The following is a 21105-nucleotide window of genomic DNA, read 5'->3' as shown; positions in this document are numbered from 1 at the left end:
TTCAATGTCGCACATCCTTATGATAAAATCTCATTTAAAGTCTCTGCAAACCTTGTAATTCCAATCTGAATTTGTTCTCCATTTGCTCTACCAAAAGTAAATCGTATATAGTCACTTCTCGAACCTAGAACACTCCCTGGAACAAACGCTACACCATTTCGTATCGATTCACCTAATAAATGATATTCATCAAATGCTCCTTGCACTTTGCACCACAAATGTATTCCGCCCTCCGGAATGAAAAATTCAACTCGGTCCCCTAATAATTCTTCAAGCTTTCTCATTAATTCATCTCTTCTTTTCTTCAATTGTCCCCGAAGCATTGTAATATGCGTATGAAAATCCTCTGATTCTAAAAATTGATTTGCTACCCACTGTGTAAATACACTATGGCCAAAATCAACTTGCTGTTTTGCATCTGCTAAACGCTCTATTACGCGCGTAGGACCAATTATCCATCCAATACGTAATCCTGATGCAACAATTTTTGATAATGAACTTATATAAAGAACATTTCCATTTTGGTCCATTGATTTTAATGTCGGGTTCATCTCTCCATTAAAAGAAATCAAACTATACGGATCATCTTCTACAATTGGTATACCGAACTCAGAAGACAGTTCTAAAACCTTTTTACGTCTCGCTAATGAAAGCACAGTACCAGTTGGATTGTGATAATCTGGATTCAAAAAAACCATACGAATACGATGCTTTTTGTGCAAATCGATTAAGTCATCTGGATTCATTCCATATTCATCAACAGGTAAATGAAATATGTTTAAAGCGGCCGATTTAAACATTGGAAGCGAAAAACAATACGAAGGATCTTCAATCGCAATCGCATCGCCAGGTTTTAATAAACATTGAACGATAAGATTAAGCGCCTGTTGTGCTCCAGATGTAATAAGAATAGAGCTTGAATCTGCTTCAATTTGTTTATATTGCTGAACATGTGCTGCAATTGTTTTTCTCAACATCTCATTTCCAAGTGGATGGTCATAACCGAGGTTTTCCATAAATGTTTTCTCTGACAAAATCGTTCGAAATCTATCACTCGGAATTAATTCTGGTGACAGTTCACCACTTGCTAAATTAATTAAGTCATCTTTTTGTGTTTCCGTTCGAATTTGTTGGACAAGCGGTACGTTAGGTAAGAACGATCCATCTTCAACGTACCTACCCCAGTTCGGTATTCGTTTATGTGAGACACCCCATATGTCTGTATTCACCCGTGTTCCGCTTCCTTTTTTCCGTTCTACCACTCCAAGTGATTTTAATTCTTCATACGCAGCTACTATGGTGCTCCGGTTCACTTGTAATTCCTTTGCCAATATACGCTCAGAAGGTAACTTACTATCAGAAGGAAATTCACCTGAAGAAATGCCTCTTTCAATATAATCAGCAATTTGTTTATAAACAGGTGTCTTATCTGCACGATTCGGTTTCCATTCCATCTAGTTCCCTCCTTTCAAAACGAATGATCCTCCATTTATTACTAACAGTATTCACCGTAAAATTAGTATTAATCAGTCACATTTTCTTACCCTAAAATGGATATATCCAAAATGGTTCTCTTTCCGATTACTCGATAGCTTCTGAAATTCCAGCTTCATACTCTCGTTTCAGTTCTGTTACAAACTATCAAACCATTACCGCATACCATGTTACCCCCATCAGTAGAACAAAAAGAAGAAGAATATAGATTGCAGATAAGTTTTTCACATTTCTCTTTGTAGACTTGCCGTAATTTCCCTCTACATTTCGCGCAACTAGTACGGTTCCAAATAGCGATACAATTACAATAATAACCACTAGTGAAATTGCAAAACTCATTGTCTTTTCACCTCTCTAAGAACCATCTATTTTAATTAAAAAACTTACAAAAAACCTTCCTCTTTAAAACATTGATACAATACTACCTTTCTTCTCTTATCATAATAGATGTTTGCAAAAAACGGACCAACCACTTTCATGTTTTTTTGCTCATCCACTTTAATAATAAAAAGCAACTGATCACTTAGGACCAATTGCTTTTTCGCTGGATTATTTATATTGATTTTCACTTGAAATTAATCCGATTTAAAAGTTTCGTCTTTTCATAATGAAACATCGATTGAGATAACTCGAAAATTGTTCCATTTACAAGATAAACTGTATTTTCAATAAGAAGCGCCGGATCACTTTCATTTAATTCTAAAAGCTGTGCATTTTCTTTATTTACTTTTTCACAACTAATAACTTTATCGGCAAAACCAATATTTAATCGTAAATCTTCAATTAAATAACTGTATACAGAACTCAATGCTATTTCTTCATTCAAATATGGAATAATATCCTTTTTGAAATAACTTACTTCAATAGAGAATGGTTTAGCATCTACAATTCTTAAACGCTTCAAAAAATACAGCCTAGTTCCAACTTCGCATTGCATCCGCTTTGCTATCTCTTCGTCCGCATCTATTACTTCAAGCTCTAACACTTTCGTTTCAATATTTTGCGAAACGAGATTTTTCGTTAGTCCACGTAAACTTCCTAAATTAATGTAATCTGTTACAGAAGTTTCGCGTAAAAACATGCCACTACCTTGTACTTGAAAAATATAACCTCTATTCACAAGCTGACTAATTACTTTACGTATCGTATTACGGCTTACTTCAAACCGATTCATCAGCGCTTCTTCTGTAGGTAGTTTTTTCGTTTCATTAAAAAGCCCGTCTCGAATGTTTTGCTCTAACACATCTGCAATTTGTTTATACTTTGCACTCATACACTTTCTCCTAAAATACTCTTTTATCTGTTATAACTCTTCTCCTCTCGTTTCGATCACATGTTTATACCAATGAAACGAAAGTTTCTTCTTACGTTTTAAGTTATCATTATGATCGACAAAAATAAAGCCATATTGCTTTTTATATCCATTTAACCAACTTAAAAGATCAATCACTGACCATGCATAATAACCTTTTAAATTAATTCCCTCTTCAATTGCACGCTTCATTACTTTTAAATGCTCTTCAATGAATTTAATCCTCGGAACATCTACAATTTCTCCGTCAATGATTGGATCTTCATCACCAAGTCCATTTTCCGTTACATACATCTTTATGTCACCATAACGCGCTTTCAACATATGCAATCCATCTAAGAAGCCTTCGGGAGATATTTCCCATCCCCATTTTGTATATGTTTTATCATCCATTTTGACTGTTCGATAAAAACCATCAAAAGAAGGATTACCTGGAGCAAGTGTTGAGTTTTCTCGAGAATGTTCCTCACTCTTTATATCCATATCGTATCTTTCTACTCGTATTGGTTGATAATAATTCAAACCAATAAAATCATTTTCTTCTGCATTTTGTTTAATGATTTCTAATTCTTCAACCGTCCAATTAGGAGTCCACCCTTTTTCCTTTAATTGTTGTACAACATAAGACGGATACTCACCTTTTAACACTGGATCATAATACCAATACGTTTCATATTCATTCGCATGATTTGCTGCTCGTATATTTTCTTTTTGATCATCCACACTATAAGCAGGTAAGAAAACATGTGTAATCCCAATCTCACCATATTGTTTCAGCTGCTTGTACACCGCAACTGTTTTCGCATGTGCATAAAATACATAATGAGTCGCTTGAAAATACTTTGGAACATCATTTTGTATTCCTGGTGGATGTGCACCTTTTAAATAACCTAATCCACAAAACATTACTGTCTCATTAAAAGTAATCCAATGCTTAACTCTGTCACCAAATGCATTAAAACAAGTTTCTGCATATTTTACGAAAGCCTCTGCTGTTCTTTTATTCGTCCATCCACCATCTTTTTCTAACGGTAATGGTAAATCCCAATGATATAAGGTGACAAACGGTACAATCCCGTATTTTAAACATTCATCAATTAAGTTGTTATAAAATTCGATTCCTTTTTCATTTACCTCTCCATCTCCAGTCGGCAATATTCTCGCCCAAGAAATAGAAAAACGATACGATTCTAACCCCATCTCAGCCATTAAGCGAACATCTTCCTTATATCGATGATAATGATCAACAGCTACATCACCATTTGTTCCATTATATGTTTTCCCAGGAATTTTTGAAAACTCATCCCAATTCGTAATACCTTTTCCCTCTTCATTCCATGCACCTTCTACTTGATAAGAAGCTGAAGCAGCTCCGAATAAAAAATCATGTGGAAACTTCATAGTATATACCTCCATTTCATTACAACAAATCAAATTCATTACTACATATAAAATTTATAGGTACAAATTTTATATGTATAATTATATCGTATGTTTTTATTTTTTTCTATCATGAAAGTACGATATCTAATGTTGGTTTTGGGGAAACAAAAAGAAGCGACGTATTTTATCGCTTCTTTCTATCATCTTTATTCTTTTATAAGTGACTTATTCGCTCTTATAACTTCTTGATACAGCAACGGTGACCACTTTTCATTTATGTAGTCTTGCATTACCCAGCCTACTCTTGTAGGTTTCTTTTGTTTTATATCGTTTGCAATTTCAGGATTTATATAAGAGGCGTAGTAATATGGACTATTCCATGCTGTACCACCAGAAGACAAACTTGTAAAATTAATGTACAGATGATTAACATCTTCACTATTGTTAATCGTTTCATTTATCGTATCTTTAATAGATTTTACTTTCTCATCATAACTCACTTTATATTTATCCTGAACTGTTACATTTACACTTTGATTTACAGTTGTGGTAAATGTCTCATTATCTGGCCAATAAAAATTATTATATCCTCCCGTTTCATTACTGCCACTATATCTTTTTAGTAGTACAATTTTCCCACGAGCATCTCCAAGTTTTATATTTCCTTCTGTTTTTAAAAAGATAGGATCAACAAAATAATTTTTTTCAAACGTACTACTAAATGAACCTTCTGCCCCTTTCATATCCTCATACTCTTTTTTTAAAGACATAATAATTGTTTCACTCGGGTTATCTTTTAAAAATTGTTTCGCTTCGTTTACGAATTCATGCAATGTTACATAAAGATATAATGGCCCATGATGAAGTACTATCGTATTATCATCTGTTAAACGTCCTCTTATATCAAAAATTCTAGCTCCATGATCCATTTGATAACGAAAGTCATGTTCTTGCGTCATTCCCCATACTTGCTTAATCGGATTTTGCAACTTGAACGTCCCACTATCGTGTGTTCCTGGAATTGAAATTCGTGCTAACGGAATATTATCAGGTATAGGTTGCATCCATTTTGACCAATTTTCAAGCTCATTAGCAGAGCTAGCTGCAACTACTTGCTTATCATGTAAAGCAAATACGAATGTGATAAATATTGTACTACATATAAATAATTTCAAAATAAACTTCTTATTGCTCATTATTATCCCTCTCTTTTTCTGTTTTTTATATCAAACTTATTGAATATAATATAAGCTAGTTCATAAAAAATAAATAATATTTCATCAATATGAAATATTGCATAGAAATAAAATTAAAAAATCATTCACATATACTGAATTAGAAAATTTTAAAGGAACTTCATCTGAAGTTCCTTACACCTATTTTATATTCAATACATATGAACCATCTTTATTCTCAAATTTATAGACGTATAAATAATATTTACCTGGCTTTGCATTATAAGTTCCTTTAACTACATTTCCTTCATTTTCACCATATGCTACATAGTTATTTAAATCTGATTCATGATGAAGTACCCATGTCATTCCGATATTTTGTTCATTTAGTAGAGAAATATTAATATTTTCTGGCGAGTCAATTTGGAAAGTAAATACATCTACTCTATCACTATTATGTAGTGTTCCTTTCATCGGTGTATGAAAGTTAACTTTAGTTGCCTGTCTAGGCTCATTATTGGGTTCATTTTCTGTTACTTGTACCCCATTCCCACCGTTTGGTTCTCTTTGTTCATACCCTAAGTTTACTAGTATAGACTTCAAATCTGGTAAAACACCAATTTTATCTGCATATGGATCTTTAGATTTTGTTCCTGTGCTCTGGTTGCTTAATATTGCTCTTAGTTCACTAGGTCTATATGGTTGTCCTAAACGTTCTTTAGCAATACTTTGTACTAAAGTTGCTGCCCCAGCAATAATTGGTGAAGCGCTAGATGTTCCGCTAAAGCTTGAAGTATAAAGATTTACAGCACTTCGACTTTGCTCGGCTGTAGTTGTATCTACATTTTCTCCCCACCCGTATACATCAATACGGCTTCCATAATTTGAAAACCACATACGCTCATGAGGAAAAGATGAAGAGCTGGCTCCTACCATAATTGCACCTGAATCTTTAAAATCTTTACTATTACGATTTAAGACTTGTTTACCATTTCTATCTTTAAACTGATCTAAATCATTCCACCCATTTGCTCCAGCCTCTATAATTACAACACCCTTATCTGTACCAGCACGAATTGCATCAAAGATATCTGGTTGTACTTCAACAGGTAAATATTTATCACCATATCCATCAAAGGATGCTTGTGCCTCTAATAATAAAACATCTCCAGTTTCTAAATGATTTACAGCACTTAGTATTGCATCAGCTGTATTATACTGTCCGTTATCTCTTATTTGAGAGATAACCTTTGCTTTCGCTTTTGGCGCAATCCCGATATTCCCAACTTCATTATCCTCAGATGATACAATTCCTAGTACAGACGTCCCATGGCCGACATGCTGATCTATATTTCTTCCAGACATTAACTCAATATTTTGATGTAATAAATCCTCATGATTTAATAGCCAACCGTATTCCATATCAACAAAAGTTATACCATTTCCATTACCGCCTTGAACTCCCCAGGCGAAAGGCGCATTAATACCGTATGGAGCTGCTTCAAGATAGCCTTGTTTTTTAAATCTAGGATTGTTATTAGGATTAAGCGATACACTTGATGGTTGCACTTCAGGTGGCATTATTTTCTCTTGTTTCTTCATATACACATCTTCTATTAAAGAAGATGCCTTTAACTTATCCACTAGTTCTTCTTCATGCCCACTATTTTGATTTTGAAGAATATAGTAGTTTGATAAACTTGTAGATACATTATTAGGTGCTTTCACTTCTAGGTTTTGTATTTGTTCCGGACTTACAGATGTGAATAAACGAGTAAATGTTACATCTGGATATTCTGTCAAAAAATCTTTTATTACTTTATCGTTCGTTTGAGATTGTATTTGTTTTTCAATACCATCTTCATATGGCAATTTCAAATCCGCTCTAAATTTTACAATGATTTGCTTACCTGTTTCTTGTTCTATCCCTAATTTACTCTGCTGTTTTATAGAATCAGCATTTACAATATTGACAGTGCCTCCTATTCCTAAAAATGTTGTAATGATTACAGTTGACGCACACATTTTTTGAAATATTTTCATTACATCAATCCTCCTATTAATAATTATTAATCATTATATTAATCTATAATGATTTTATTTCTATAACATATTCCCTTTCTACTAAATAGATTATAGTAATCAGAAATATGAACTTCAATGTATTTTCATATGCAATATTTCATATTCGGACTCTACACTACATGAATAAGAAACTTATGGTGATTATTTATTTTATATGTGCTAATATACTTACATTAATATATTACGCATATATACATTTCAAACTACATTACTTAACAGTTTCACCTTAATTTTTTCTTAGGAGGATTTACAATGAAATTATTAAAACTAAAACATATAATCCCTTTATCTGCAGCTGCAATTACATTTGTATGTAGTCAAAGTACAGCTGAAGCTTCTACCATTCATACAGTAAAAAAGAACGATACACTTTGGGGCATTAGTAAACAATACGGCGTTTCAATACAATCCATTAAACAGGCTAATAATAAAGGAAACGATCAAACTTTTATTGGCGAACAGTTACATATTCCAGAGTCCGTGAAATCAAATAAAATCACTGTTAGTCAAAACGCCAAATCTGCGAACATTTCTGGACAAATTATTTATCAAGTACAACCGGGAGATTCATTAGAAACGATAGCAAAGCGTTACAATGTCACCGTCCAATCTATAAAACAAATTAACAATACAGTCGGAAACAAGCTTTATACAGGACAACATTTAAAAATCAACTCAAGCATTTCAGAAAAAGAAAAAGACTTAATGGCACGCTTAGTTACCGCTGAATCAGGTGGCGAATCCTATAAAGGAAAAGTAGCAGTAGCGAAAGTTATACTAAATCGTGTACATGCAAAAGGTTTTCCAAATACAATAACAGGCGTTATTTATGAACCTATTAAATACGGATATGCCTTTACTCCTGTTACAGATGGAAGAATTAATCAGCCTGCAAGTGCTGAAGCAAAAATGGCTGTAGAAGAGGCTATCTCCACAAACGGAGTACATTCTGATTGGCTTTATTTCTACAATCCAAAAACATCAACAGACAAATGGATTACGACACGTCAAACAGTAGCGGTAATTGGTAACCACGCGTTTGCTAAATAAGAGTTAAAATGATTAACAGACCTCTTTACTGAAAAGGTCTGTTCTTTTTTATATCTAATATTTTATTAAGCATATAACAAAATAAAACTATAGCTGCTTTCAAATAAAAATGTTTGTATTTAATCCATCCTTCGAAGAAATTGAAAAAGTATAAAGTTCAAAAACTCTCTCTTTATTAATAAAAGCTATTTCTTAACTTTATAAAATTGTTATACACTAGAAAAATAAAAAACAAACTATCCGTTAGCAGGTGAAAGAATATGTATGATGTTACAATTATCGGCGCTGGAGTAAGTAGCATTTTTATGGCTTATTCACTAGCTAAAAGTAACAAAAAAGTTTTAATTCTTGATAAAGGTAAAGCGCTAGAAGATCGCCATTGTCCTTTAGACGAAGGAAAAGTGTGTAATTGTACTACATGTGATAAATATTTTGGGTTTGGTGGTTTAGGAAAATCTGAAGGGAAATTTAATTATACAAACGGATTTGGCGGAGAACTTGAGCAAAAAGTCGGTAAAGAGGGCTTTATCCAACTCATGGCTGAAGTAGATGAAATTCTATGTCAGTTTGGTGGAAGTTCGGTTTCAAAATATTCTACTGAAAATTCAAGTCTCACTAAGAGAGCTGAAGCGTGTGGTTTACAAATGCTAACAACAGAAGTAAGACACCTTGGTACTACACTTTCCAGTAACATTTTTCAGCAGCTCTATGAATTTTTACTTACGAAAATAAATATTCAATTTCATATAGATGTACAACATATTCTGAAACAGAAAGATTATTTTACAATAGAGACAAATCAAGGAACAGTTCAATCTAAGCAAATAGTATTTGCAACTGGACGCTCTGGGGCGGATTGGTTAAAAGAAATGTGCACTTCATTAAATATTTCCCAGGAACAAACTCGTGTAGATTTAGGTATTAGAGTAGAAATGAAAGAACATCAATTACGTTCTATATTAAAAGATACTTTTGAAACAAAACTTTCTTATCAAGGTGAGCATTTCACAGCAACTACTTACTGTATGAATCCAAAAGGACGCATCATTCGAAAGTACGAAGAAGGTTTAGTTATGCCTGACGGTCAAAATTTTCGAGAGCAAGGAACTAGCACTTCTAATTTAAATTTCACTTTATTTATTCCTTGCTATTTTCCAACTCTCAAAGAAGCAAATCTGTATGCAAGTTCAATTATTAAAGGTATTAACCAAGGACGAGACCGGATTGTTATACAGCGCTTAGAGGACTTACTAAAGAAACAACCTACGGCGGAAAACAGCATGGAACATAATCGTATACAGCCTACCCTACAAGGGGATTATGGAGATTTGAATCAAGAAATTCCTCAATTATATATTGAAGGGCTCAAAAAATTTTTATTATGTTTAGAACAATTTATACAAGAGCCTATCGATCAACATACTTTATTATATGGAATGGATGGAAAGTTCTATGCTCCTACGATAAAAATTAATAATCATTTCGAAACTAGTATACATGGGCTATTTTTAATTGGAGATTGTTCAGGCGTTACGCATTCATTATCTCAAGCAGCTGCAAGTGGTCTGTATGTTGGAAAGTACTTATCTGACATTTAATTTCTATTATTAAGATGTCAGTCAAATATTTTCAATTTCAAAATACTTTACTTATATATAGTAAAAGTATATTAATAAGTCCCCTATCCTTCCCGGCTAATAATTAACCGACAAAAAGTCGAGATTTTACAAGATACATATGTAATATAACTGTATATTTAAAACGATTGGCATTCAATTCTAATAAATTGAATGTCAACAGTTTTAAAAGTCTCTATCCATTTTCACTTTCATTTGTTCGATATTTTGTAACATCATCATAGTGTTTAATATGGTAGGATGTCTATAAGTCAATTTCACTACAACTATGACTTGTTCTGCCCGTTTCTCAAAAAGAGTTATATTTATGCTACTACGCTTTAAAAATCCCCATTGTATGTATATGAATACTTCAAATTATTCCCTTTAGAAAACAGAGTCGAAATGGTTCATTACACTCTAATAGTTATAAAAACATAATATATAACTCCAGTTAAATAAATTGTATAAAGAAGGTGTAAAAATGAAGAATAAAATAAATTTACAAATGCAAAATATAAGCTTTGTTATAATAATGGCTTTAGCAGTATGGTTAAAAACATATCTTATTACGCGATTCAGTTTTGATTTAAAAATCGAGTCTTCAACGCAAGAGCTTATTTTGTTTATTAGTCCTCTAGCCGCATCATTAGCATTTGTTGGATTAGCATTATTTGCAACTGGTGAAAAGCGAAATTATATAGCGCTATGTATTAATTTCTTATTAACAATCGTACTCGTTGGAAATGTAATGTTCTATGATTTTTATAGTGATTTCGTTACATTACCAGTACTTGGACAAACCTCAAACTTTGGACAATTAGGCGGCAGTATTATAGAAATATTAAACTACAAAATTATACTCGCATTCGTAGACATTGTTTTCTTCTTTATTTTATTAAAAAAGAAATCATTGGTCTTTAAAACAGAACGTGTAACTCATTCTACACGCTTGTTATACTTTCTTTTAACAATTGGTGTATTCTTTGCGAATCTACATCTTGCAGAAAAAGAGCGCCCTGAATTATTAACGAGATCATTCGACCGAGTCATGCTTGTCAAAAATTTAGGCCTATATACTCACCAAGTATATGACTTAACACTGCAAGTAAAAGCCGGTTCACAAAAAGCGCTTGCTGATAGTAGTAAATTACAAGAAACTGAAAACTACGTAAAAGCAAACCAAAGCGAGCCAAACCCTAATATGTTTGGTGCAGCGAAAGGAAAAAATGTAATTGTCGTCACTCTTGAATCCCTGCAAACCTTCTTAATAGGCGCATCAGTTAACGGTCAAGAAGTTACACCATTCTTGAATCAATTCATAAATGAAAGCTATTACTTCGATAACTTTTTCCACCAAACTGGGCAAGGAAAAACGTCCGATTCTGAATTTCTAATTGATACGTCGTTGTATCCATTAAATCGAGGAGCTGTATTTTTCACACACGGTAACAATGATTATACTGCGACGCCAGAAATTTTACGTCAGCAAGGTTATTTCACTTCTGTATTCCATGCGAATAACGCAACATTTTGGAATCGTAACATTATGTACTCTGCTCTTGGTTATGATCGTTACTATAATGAACTTGATTACAAAATTACGCCCGAAACAAATTTAAATTGGGGATTAAAAGATATCGAATACTTTGATCAATCTGTAGATATATTAAAAACTGTTGATCAACCATTTTACGCTCGTTTCCTTACGCTAACGAACCATTATCCATTTACGTATGATGAAGATACAAAATTCATTGAACCATATAACTCTGGTAATGGCGTATTTGATCGTTATATCGTAACAGCACGTTACTTAGACGAATCCATCAAAAAATTTATTGAGCGTTTAAAAGCCGAAGGAATGTATGATGATTCTATTATTGTATTGTATGGTGATCATTATGGCATTTCTGAAAAACATAATCGTGCAATGGCACAGTTTTTAGAAAAAGATCAAATAACAGAATTTGATACTTTAAATTTACAACGCACACCTTTATATATTCATATGCCTGGCCAAACAGAAGGTCAAACGATTTCAAAGCCTACAGGACAAATCGATATGAAACCTACTATTCTAAATTTACTTGGGATTGATACTACGAACGATATTCGTTTTGGCCATGATATGTTTTCAGATGAATATACCGGATTTGTTGTTTTACGTGATGGTAGCTTTATTACAGATAAGTATGCATACAAAAACAACACTTTCTACGACCGTATAACAGGTGAAATTGTAGATTTACCAAAAAAAGAAGCTCAAGCCCTCATTAAACGTGCACAAAATGAATTACGAATGTCTGACAAAATTATTGAAGGCGATTTATTACGCTTCTCAGAAAGCAATAAAATTAAAACTGGCGAAGTACAAACTAAAATTAAAGAAACAGAAAAATAATCTATATATGAAAAAGGGAGCAACTTATAACAGTTGCTCCCTTTTACTTTTATTCTACGCTTGTTTCTAAAGCTACATCCGTATAGGTATTATCATCACCTATATTTAAAATTACTTCACATTGACGCAATCTCAATTCAAAGAGCATGATAGAATCATGATAGATTTCAGGATTTGATTTCATCTTATGTAATATCTCTTGTTTTTCTTGTATTTCTAAATGCGTGTTTTCTACAGCTTGCTTTAAGGAGTTAAATGGATTCCTAAAGAATATATTAATATCTCGCTCTTGTGTGTTTTCAAACAGCTCAAATTGCAAGAAAAATTTCTTCATAATAGAAGCCGTTACCTCAGTATAATCTTCATTTTCTACATACTGTTTGTATTTGTTATATAGCATAGATTTATTTTTAGGAAGAACTCCAAATAATTTACCGGCACTTTTCAGTAAAAATTGTGCTGGCGTAAATCGACGTAAAATATTTACTTCATCCATTTGTATTCTAGTCGTCATCCTGTCAGTATCTCTGCGCCAGTCATCAAGCACTTTAAAGTCACATTCTAACTGTATTCTATTTTCTCCAAATAGTGAATTAAGCCCTTCACTAAGTTCTTCTAAATACGTTTGGCTTTGAAGAAGCTCATTATTAGAAGTTGCAATCCAATTTTGCATAGAAAGAGCAAGATTAGGTAGTACAGTTTGTTCTAAATATTTATGCACTCTTTCATTCATTGCTTTATTTAGTTCCGTATCCATGTGCCCGAAATCACTTTCTTCACTAATTATATTAGAACAACTCTTTAATATCTTCGGGATATTTTCAGTAAGATCATTTGTAATTTCAGTCTTCATTGAACGATATGATTGTGTAATGAAATGAATTTTTTCCCTCTCAAATGCAGTAAGGTTATTAATGCTACCGTTTAGTTTCACTAGCATATCTTCATTCCAATTAATAGCATCCACTAGATTGTTTTCTTTCTCAACACGTTTATCCAAAAGATATGTAATTGTTTTTCGAATGAAATATAATAACTTTTCAGTACGTTCTGCATCGATATGTTTATGATTAAAGTTAAAATGAATAAACTCAGTTAAATCAGTTAATTGTTGACTACTTGTATATAACGAAGAATAAGGGAAAATTCTCGCATGTGGGAAATATGTGTTTATTCTCGCTGCCGTATCATGTAATACCCTTTTTACTTCTGCTTCACTGTAAATGTTATCGATTTTATTTAATAAGAAATGAATTTGTAAATTTGGCGTATGTTCTTGAATACTTAATAGAATGTCACGTTCTTTATCAGTAAAAGGTGAATCCGCATTCAATACGAACAGTAATTCGTCTACAGAATTTAAATATTCGAATATCTCATCTCTAGTGTCGTTATTCCTATTAAAGCCAGGTGTCACTACAAATGTAAGTTTATTTTCATTTAAAAATCTGCATGGTAATTTAAATTCAACACATGCTCTATCTCTATATGTTTGATGGTGCTGAGACATCATATTATGGTAATCAGAGACATCTTCCGTTGTTGTAATTACTGAATCTGTTATAGCGTTTATTTCTATATGAGCATCATTTTTTAAAACTACTACATTTGAAATTGATTTTTCTAATATATTTTCTCCTAATATAGAGTTAATAAATGTAGTTTTTCCGTTTCCTGAAGTTCCCGTTACTAAAATACGATTTGTTCTTAAATCTGCGAGCTCGTCAACTAGCCATTTAAATCGGTGACCTATTTCTATATTGTGCTTTTGTGCCCATTGTGTAATAGATTCAAAAAGGTGCAAACTATACTCTAAGCCATTCACATGATTAATAGAATATAACAACAAATTTTCCGCATGTTTTATATTTGCTGAATCTATTTTAGAAGGGAAAATCTCATCCCATGCCAATACAGCTGCAGATGGAAATACAGCATAAGATGGATTGACTACCTTTAACCAATTTGCTAACAGATTTGGTATGATATCGTTTAATTGTCTAAGCGTATATTGACCTTGAATTAATGCAAAGTACGTTTCTTCGTAAAGAGCAGAAACTTTGTTCCATATATCGGACGAATGTATTTCAATATGTAAGAAAGATTCATTTATTGTATTAAGCCATAATAAATAATTTTGTTCATCTTTATAACTGTTCCAAAGTGATGAAACCATTTGTGTAAATTGTACTTGATCTACATTATTTAATGTAGCTAATGCATCATAAAAATAGTCTGGTGAAATATGTTTAGTAAACCCTTTATCGATATATCCTTTTAACACCTCAAACCATGGATACGATTCTATTCGAATTAACTCATCCACAGCAAGCTCTACTGCACTATCAAAATCTTGCTGTTCCTCATAAAAGGAACGGGCAATTTTTGTGACATTCGGATAATCAGGATTTAAAGAAACTGCTTCTTTAATAACACCGAAAGCTGAGTCAAAATTATTTTGCTCAATGTAAAGAGAAAGTAATTGTAATCTAATTTCGGTCATCAATATTTTATTATCAGTAGTAATGGAAGTATAAATATTTTCAGCAAATGATAATTGATTAAGTTCGAAATAAGCATCCGCAATATTTTTTTGTGCCCATGGTGCTAATTCATTACTAACCTTCTCCCATTTAAAAATAGCTGCTTCAAAATCTTGATGACGATAATAAAATTCACCTTGTGCAAAACGGATATAAGACCCATCAGAAATCTCATTTTTTTCTTCGTTTACATAAGCTTGTCCAAGTACGTCAAGAGTTGGTTTTGTTTCATTCTCCATTAGGAATGTTTCATAATACACCTTTTTTATTAATTGTTTTTCTAATCTCATCTTTTCCCCCACTATATCTTGAAAATACATTTTTAAGATATGTCAATACTTTTTGTATGTATGCTTTTTATCTTAACAAAGAATATCTTTTGGAAAATTTCATTTTCCTTTCATTTTTCAAGTTAGATTGAATTTTTATGAGAAAAGTTTCAGTTTTTTTTCAATTTCCTTTCAGTTATGAAACAGCATTAAATGTTCCTAATAACCTAATAACACTATAATATCCCACATTATATTATCAGGAAAACCCCATATAAACCATATTATAAAAACAATCTATATTGAATTTATATGCATAATTCACTGTGCTGTCAAACAAAAAAACAACAATAGGAGCTAACAGCTATTCTTACCATTTCTTCTCAAATTGTTTTCCTTTAAAATGTTTCAGTTGTTATGTAATTAAATTCCATTAACCTATATAAATAACTAGTCCAAAAAAAATCTATATGCATATCATGTTATAGTAAAGAATTTAGGAGATCCTAAAAGGAGGCATTTTCATGTTTGAAGATAAATCTAAAATAAATTACCCATATGAATTTACTGAAACTACAACAGTTCCTCTAAAGAACCCCATTGATAAAAAATTCAAGAACGGGACAGGTACACATAACTTTCCAATTAAGAAGCACTATAAAGAGCAAGTTCTATACACTGAAAAAATTAATAATAATAAAAATAAATAATTGTATAGATCCTTATAACAATTAGCCAAATAAGAAGCAACATTTGGCCATGCATAGTTATTTGGTTAGTAATGTAGAAATCTTTATTATACAATTCATGCACCTTTTAAAAAGTGCTGTATACAGCGCTTTTTTATACATAGATAAATTTAAGCTAACGCAACCAAGAAATAAACTGCAAAATTACTCCACCATATTTTCGTTTAACAATTAAATCTACATATTAAAAGGGAGCAACAGTAAATGTTGCTCCCTTTTGAAATGTAATTTTATTCACCCTACATAACCCTCTTAAACATCTTCTCCAATTCATAAGTAGAATGGTGCACAAGAATCGGTCTTCCGTGCGGGCATGTGTACGGATTTGTTGTTGTACGAAGTTCTTCAAGTAAAGCAAATATTTGATCGTTCGTTAAATATTGATTTGCTTTAATCGATGCTTTACAGCTCATCATGATGGCTGCTTCTTCACGTAGTTTTTTAATATCAACTTTTTTTAGTTTAACAACTTGCTCCATCATTTCGTCGATAATTTCTGTTTCTTGTCCTTTCGGGAACCACGTTGGATGTGAGCGGACGATAAAGGATTGATGGCCGAATTGTTCTAAGAATAAGCCGACTTTTTTCAGTTCTTCTAACTGTTCTTCGACACGTAAAAATTCAGTAAGAGATAAATCAATACGATATGGTACAAGTAGTTCTTGTACTTCTTGTGCTACCCTTCCTACTTTATCACGGAAGTATTCATAATTGATACGTTCCTGTGCTGCATGTTGATCAATCATATATAGGCCATTATCATTTTGAGCGAAAATATATGTTCCATGCATTTGTCCAATTGGATAAAGCGGTGGTAAGTCATTACCGTTCATTTCAATCTCTTTTATTTCTCCGACTTCTTCTTCCAATTCCTCTAATTCAAAGTCTTCATCGTTACTGTTCCACGATTTCTCTTCTCGAATCGGTTCTTCCATTATCGGTTTAGTAGATGGTTGCCAACTTTGTTCTTCTCTGACGAGCGACTGTGGAGGTTGCCATTCTTGCTTCGGCGGTTGCCACAGTTGTGCTGGTTGTTTCACAGCCTGCGGTTCTTCTTGTTTTTCATCCATACCCGTCGGTAAAACAATGTTTGGCATGGATGGTTCTTTCGGCTTCGCATGCTCAAACTGGAACTGTTCTTGCACACTTTCATCTTTTTCTTTTTTCTTCGTTGTTACACCTGCATCTGGAATGAGCTGTATTTTTTTGAATGCTGCTTGCAACGTTTCTTCGATAAGCTTTAACAATTCTTGTTCTTTACTAAAACGAACTTCTAATTTCGCTGGATGTACGTTAACATCAACTAGCATTGGATCCATTTCAATCGATAAGAAGCCGATTGGATATCGTCCGACTGGCAGTAATGTATGGTACCCTTGCTGAATGGCTTTCATTAATACAAAATTTCGAACGTAACGACCATTTACGATTGTTGACATATAATTTCGAGATGCTCTCGTTACTTCTGGTAATGTTACATAACCTTTAATTGTGAAATCTAAAGATTCAGCTTCAATTGGAACAAGCTTCTTCGCAACTTGAATGCTGTAAATCGATGCAAGTACTTGTCTTACATCACCATTTCCTGATGTATGAAGCAATTTCTTTTCATTATGAAACAGCTTTAACGATACTTCTGGATGTGACATTGCAATACGATACACAATATCTGTAATATTCCCAAGCTCTGTATGAATTGTTTTCATATATTTTAGACGAGCTGGTGTATTAAAGAATAAGTTTTGTACTGTAATATCTGTTCCTTTTCGGCTTGCTGTTTTTTCCTGTTTTATAATGTCTCCACCTTTAATAATAAGGTGTGTACCAGGTGCATCACCTGTGCTAGTGATTAATTCTAATTCACTAACTGAGGCAATACTCGGCAATGCCTCACCACGGAAACCGAGTGTTCTTATGCGAAACAAATCGTTTTCATCTTTAATTTTACTCGTCGCATGTCGTTCAAAGGCAACGATACAGTCTTCCTCTGCAATACCATCACCATTATCAATGATACGAATTTTCGATAACCCAGCTTCTTCTAAGTGGATTTCAATAGATGTACTATTCGCATCGATAGAATTTTCCACAAGTTCTTTTACGACTGAGGCAGGGCGCTCTACTACTTCCCCTGCCGCAATTAAGTTAGAGAGTTGATCATCGAGTTTGCGAATTTTCCCCATCTACTTACTCATCCTTTCTTTAACTTTTTCTGTAAGCGATACAGTTCGTTCATCGCTTCTAAAGGTGTCATATCAAGTAAATCAATTTTTTTAATTTGCGCCAATACTGCTGTTTCTTTTTGATCTAACGCAGGCTTGTCTTGTTTCTTCGAAGACTGTTCTCTCCCAAAGAAAGATAGTTGCGATTCTTCTTCAGTCTCTACTTTCGTTTCCTGTATTTCTGCTATTTCCTCTTTTACAACTACAGGTTCTGGAGCAGCTTCTTGTACTTTCACTTCTACACGCTTTGGAATAATAATTTCTTCTTGTCCTTCTAGTTGCGCTAACACTTCTTTCGCACGGGCAATTAAGCTATCTGGAAGCTCCGCAAGTTGCGCAACGTGAATTCCGTAACTTTTATCAGCTGCTCCATCTTGAATTTTATGAAGAAATACTACTTTACCATTCTCTTCAATTGCTGAAACATGTACATTTTTCAGTTGATCTAAACTTTCTTCTAGCACCGTCAATTCATGATAATGCGTAGAGAATAACGTTTTTGCACCAATTTGGTCATGAATATGCTCAATAATTGCTTGTGCAAGTGCCATACCATCATACGTAGATGTACCGCGTCCAATTTCATCGAATAAAATTAAACTTCTTTCTGATGCGTTTGCAATTGCATTTTTCGCTTCTAACATTTCGACCATAAATGTACTTTGACCTGATATTAAATCATCCGCTGCACCAATTCTTGTAAAGATTTGATCAAATACAGGTAATACTGCTTCTGTTGCTGGTACGAAACAACCGATTTGCGACATAACAGTTACAAGTGCTAATTGTCTCATATACGTACTTTTACCAGACATGTTCGGTCCTGTAATTAAAAAGACATCCATCTTCTCTGGCATAATACAATCATTCGGTACATACAATTTCCCGTTCAATACTTTTTCAACGACAGGATGACGACCATCTTTAATAAAGATTTCGCGCTTTGTTGTTAGTACAGGTTTTACAAACTGTTCTTCTTCACTAACTGTCGCGAAACTTTGCAGTACGTCTAATTCACTAATTACTTTCGCTAAATGTTGTAATTTTGGAATGAATACTTTTACTTCTTCACGAAGTGCTGTAAATAAATCGTATTCTAGTTGTACAATTTTTTCTTCTGCTTCTAAGATTAACGTTTCTTTTTCTTTCAGTTCATCTGTAATGAAACGTTCAGCATTAGCAAGCGTTTGTTTTCGTTCGTAGCGGCCTTCTGGAAGTGCTGCAAGATTCGCCTTCGTCACTTCAATGTAGTAGCCGAAAATACGGTTGTACCCAATTTTTAACGATTTAACTCCTGTAATATCACGCTCTCGTTTTTCAAGCTCAGCTATCCACGTTTTTCCGTTTTTACTAACGTAACGATATTGATCAAGCTTGTCATTATAACCGTCTTTAATAATATCTCCATCTTTAATAGAAAGCGGTGGGTTTTCTTGAATACTTCTTCCTAGTAATTCAGTTAAGCTCTCACATGGATCCGCGCCTTCTATTAACCTTGCTGCATAAGCATTATCTAACAAACTAATCGCTTCTAAAATAGCTGGTACTTGAAGTAAAGATCGTCTTAACTGTAATAAGTCCCTTGCATTGACATTACCAAATGCAACTTTTCCTGCTAAACGTTCTAAATCATATACTTCTTTTAGTTTTTCTTTTAAATCTTCACGTAAGAAGTAATCATTTACAAATGTTTCAACCATTTCTAAACGCTCTTCAACTTTTTCTTTCTGAATAAGTGGACGTTCCATCCACTGTTTTAACATACGACCACCCATAGCTGTTTTTGTTTTATCCAATAGCCATAATAATGATCCTGTTTTTTCTTTCGTTCGAAGTGTTTCTGTCAGCTCTAAATTTCGCTTTGAATGCACATCAATTTTCATAAATTGATTCGTATAATAAATTTCTACAGGTTGTAAATGATCTAATGAACGTTTTTGCGTTCTTATCACATAGTTAAATAAGCGTCCAATTGCTTTAATTAACTTTGCTTGCGAAACATTTTTCACAAGATGTTCTAACCCTTCAGGAATTGCCGTTGCATCTTCATATGAAATTGTCATTTTTAACGTTTCAGTTAATTTATTTAATTCATCTTTAGAAAATGAAGAATCTACAACAATTTCTTTTGAACCAGTTGCATACACTTCTAATAAAATATCTTCTACTGAACCTGTTAACAACGTTACTGTATTTTGTCCAGTAGTTAAATCATTACAAGCTAATGCATATGATCCATCTTCAAAATGTGTTAATGCGGCTAAAAAGTTATTTTCTTTCTCATCAATCGTACGCCCTTCCATCATCGTTCCTGGCGTAATTAGTTGTACTACTTCACGGCGCACTACACCTTTAGCTGTTTTTGGATCTTCCACTTGCTCACAAACAGCTACTTTATAGCCTTTTTCAACAAGTTGTTCAATATAGTTTTTAGCTGCATGATGCGGTACACCGCACATCGGTATACGATCACTACTACCACCATCTCGGCTCGTTAATGTAATCTCAAGCTCATGAGCTGCTTTAACGGCATCTTCAAAGAACATTTCATAAAAATCGCCTAATCGGAAAAATAAAAAGGCATCTTGATAGTCTGCCTTAACCTTTAAATATTGCTGTATCATAGGGGTATATTGCGTCATACTTTTCCTCCATAATTCTTACATAGTAATCAATTTTCATATATGTCACATTTCACGGACATCCATATCTCCTATTTCAGGAGTCTTTCTTCATTATAGCACATTTCATAAAGAACCATGTTCATTCAAGCACTACTTATGTAAAGTAAAAAGCTAGGAAG

13 protein-coding genes are annotated in these 21105 nt (G+C 33.2%); 4 read left to right on the top strand and 9 right to left on the bottom strand.

The features are described 5' to 3' along the window. Nucleotides 1-17: 17 nt before the first annotated feature. The 6 genes from pdxR to COK05_RS20575 all read right to left on the bottom strand — a co-directional run bounded on the left by pdxR (nucleotide 18) and on the right by COK05_RS20575 (nucleotide 7407). Complete coding sequence (gene pdxR, locus COK05_RS20605; RefSeq protein WP_098614033.1) at nucleotides 18-1454, bottom strand: MocR-like pyridoxine biosynthesis transcription factor PdxR; 1437 nt, start codon at nucleotides 1452-1454, stop codon at nucleotides 18-20. A 187-nt stretch (nucleotides 1455-1641) separates the two neighbouring features. Further along, on the bottom strand, nucleotides 1642-1833 hold the full coding sequence (locus tag COK05_RS20600) for a hypothetical protein (protein WP_098614032.1): 192 nt from the start codon (nucleotides 1831-1833) through the stop codon (nucleotides 1642-1644). Between the two features lie 226 nt (nucleotides 1834-2059). Continuing rightward, the gene (locus tag COK05_RS20590) at nucleotides 2060-2767 is read right to left on the bottom strand and encodes a GntR family transcriptional regulator (protein ID WP_098614030.1); all 708 of its coding nucleotides are present in this window, start codon (nucleotides 2765-2767) and stop codon (nucleotides 2060-2062) included. A gap of 30 nt (nucleotides 2768-2797) precedes the next feature. Beyond that, on the bottom strand, nucleotides 2798-4207 hold the full coding sequence (locus tag COK05_RS20585; protein ID WP_098614029.1) for a glycoside hydrolase family 1 protein: 1410 nt from the start codon (nucleotides 4205-4207) through the stop codon (nucleotides 2798-2800). A 188-nt stretch (nucleotides 4208-4395) separates the two neighbouring features. Then, nucleotides 4396-5385, bottom strand: a complete 990-nt coding sequence (plcA, locus tag COK05_RS20580) for a phosphatidylinositol diacylglycerol-lyase (RefSeq protein ID WP_098614028.1) — start codon at nucleotides 5383-5385, stop codon at nucleotides 4396-4398. 180 nt (nucleotides 5386-5565) lie between these two features. After that, nucleotides 5566-7407 carry a S8 family peptidase gene (locus COK05_RS20575; RefSeq protein ID WP_098614027.1) on the bottom strand — a complete coding sequence of 614 codons (1842 nt, stop codon included), beginning with the start codon at nucleotides 7405-7407 and terminating at the stop codon, nucleotides 5566-5568. A 294-nt stretch (nucleotides 7408-7701) separates the two neighbouring features. Here COK05_RS20575 and COK05_RS20570 point away from each other — a divergent pair, with 294 nt between their 5' ends. The 3 genes from COK05_RS20570 to COK05_RS20555 all read left to right on the top strand — a co-directional run bounded on the left by COK05_RS20570 (nucleotide 7702) and on the right by COK05_RS20555 (nucleotide 12519). Beyond that, nucleotides 7702-8499: a cell wall hydrolase gene (locus COK05_RS20570; protein ID WP_098614026.1), complete on the top strand. Its 798-nt coding sequence runs from the start codon at nucleotides 7702-7704 to the stop codon at nucleotides 8497-8499. 260 nt (nucleotides 8500-8759) lie between these two features. Beyond that, nucleotides 8760-10097: an NAD(P)/FAD-dependent oxidoreductase gene (locus COK05_RS20565; protein ID WP_098614025.1), complete on the top strand. Its 1338-nt coding sequence runs from the start codon at nucleotides 8760-8762 to the stop codon at nucleotides 10095-10097. 502 nt (nucleotides 10098-10599) lie between these two features. Continuing rightward, nucleotides 10600-12519 (top strand): LTA synthase family protein, encoded by a 1920-nt coding sequence (locus tag COK05_RS20555; protein ID WP_098614024.1) that lies wholly within the window; start codon nucleotides 10600-10602, stop codon nucleotides 12517-12519. A 49-nt stretch (nucleotides 12520-12568) separates the two neighbouring features. Here the strand turns inward: COK05_RS20555 and COK05_RS20550 are convergent, their stop codons facing one another. Then, nucleotides 12569-15352: a dynamin family protein gene (locus COK05_RS20550; protein WP_098614023.1), complete on the bottom strand. Its 2784-nt coding sequence runs from the start codon at nucleotides 15350-15352 to the stop codon at nucleotides 12569-12571. Between the two features lie 503 nt (nucleotides 15353-15855). Here COK05_RS20550 and COK05_RS20545 point away from each other — a divergent pair. Beyond that, nucleotides 15856-16041, top strand: a complete 186-nt coding sequence (locus COK05_RS20545; RefSeq protein WP_000461138.1) for a hypothetical protein — start codon at nucleotides 15856-15858, stop codon at nucleotides 16039-16041. 278 nt (nucleotides 16042-16319) lie between these two features. On the opposite strand, the gene mutL is transcribed toward COK05_RS20545, so the two are convergent. After that, entirely contained in the window at nucleotides 16320-18263 is a 1944-nt protein-coding gene (gene mutL / locus COK05_RS20540; RefSeq protein ID WP_098614022.1) for a DNA mismatch repair endonuclease MutL, read from the bottom strand. An 8-nt stretch (nucleotides 18264-18271) separates the two neighbouring features. Beyond that, a complete protein-coding gene (gene mutS / locus COK05_RS20535; protein WP_098614021.1) occupies nucleotides 18272-20944 on the bottom strand; it encodes a DNA mismatch repair protein MutS in 2673 nt (890 codons plus the stop codon). Nucleotides 20945-21105: the final 161 nt, after the last annotated feature.

Source organism: Bacillus cereus (assembly GCF_002567495.1).
In the GTDB taxonomy this organism is placed as follows: domain Bacteria; phylum Bacillota; class Bacilli; order Bacillales; family Bacillaceae_G; genus Bacillus_A; species Bacillus_A cereus_AQ.
The sequence above is the reverse complement of the archived record's forward strand: the minus strand, read 5'-3'. Positions and strand labels throughout refer to the sequence as shown.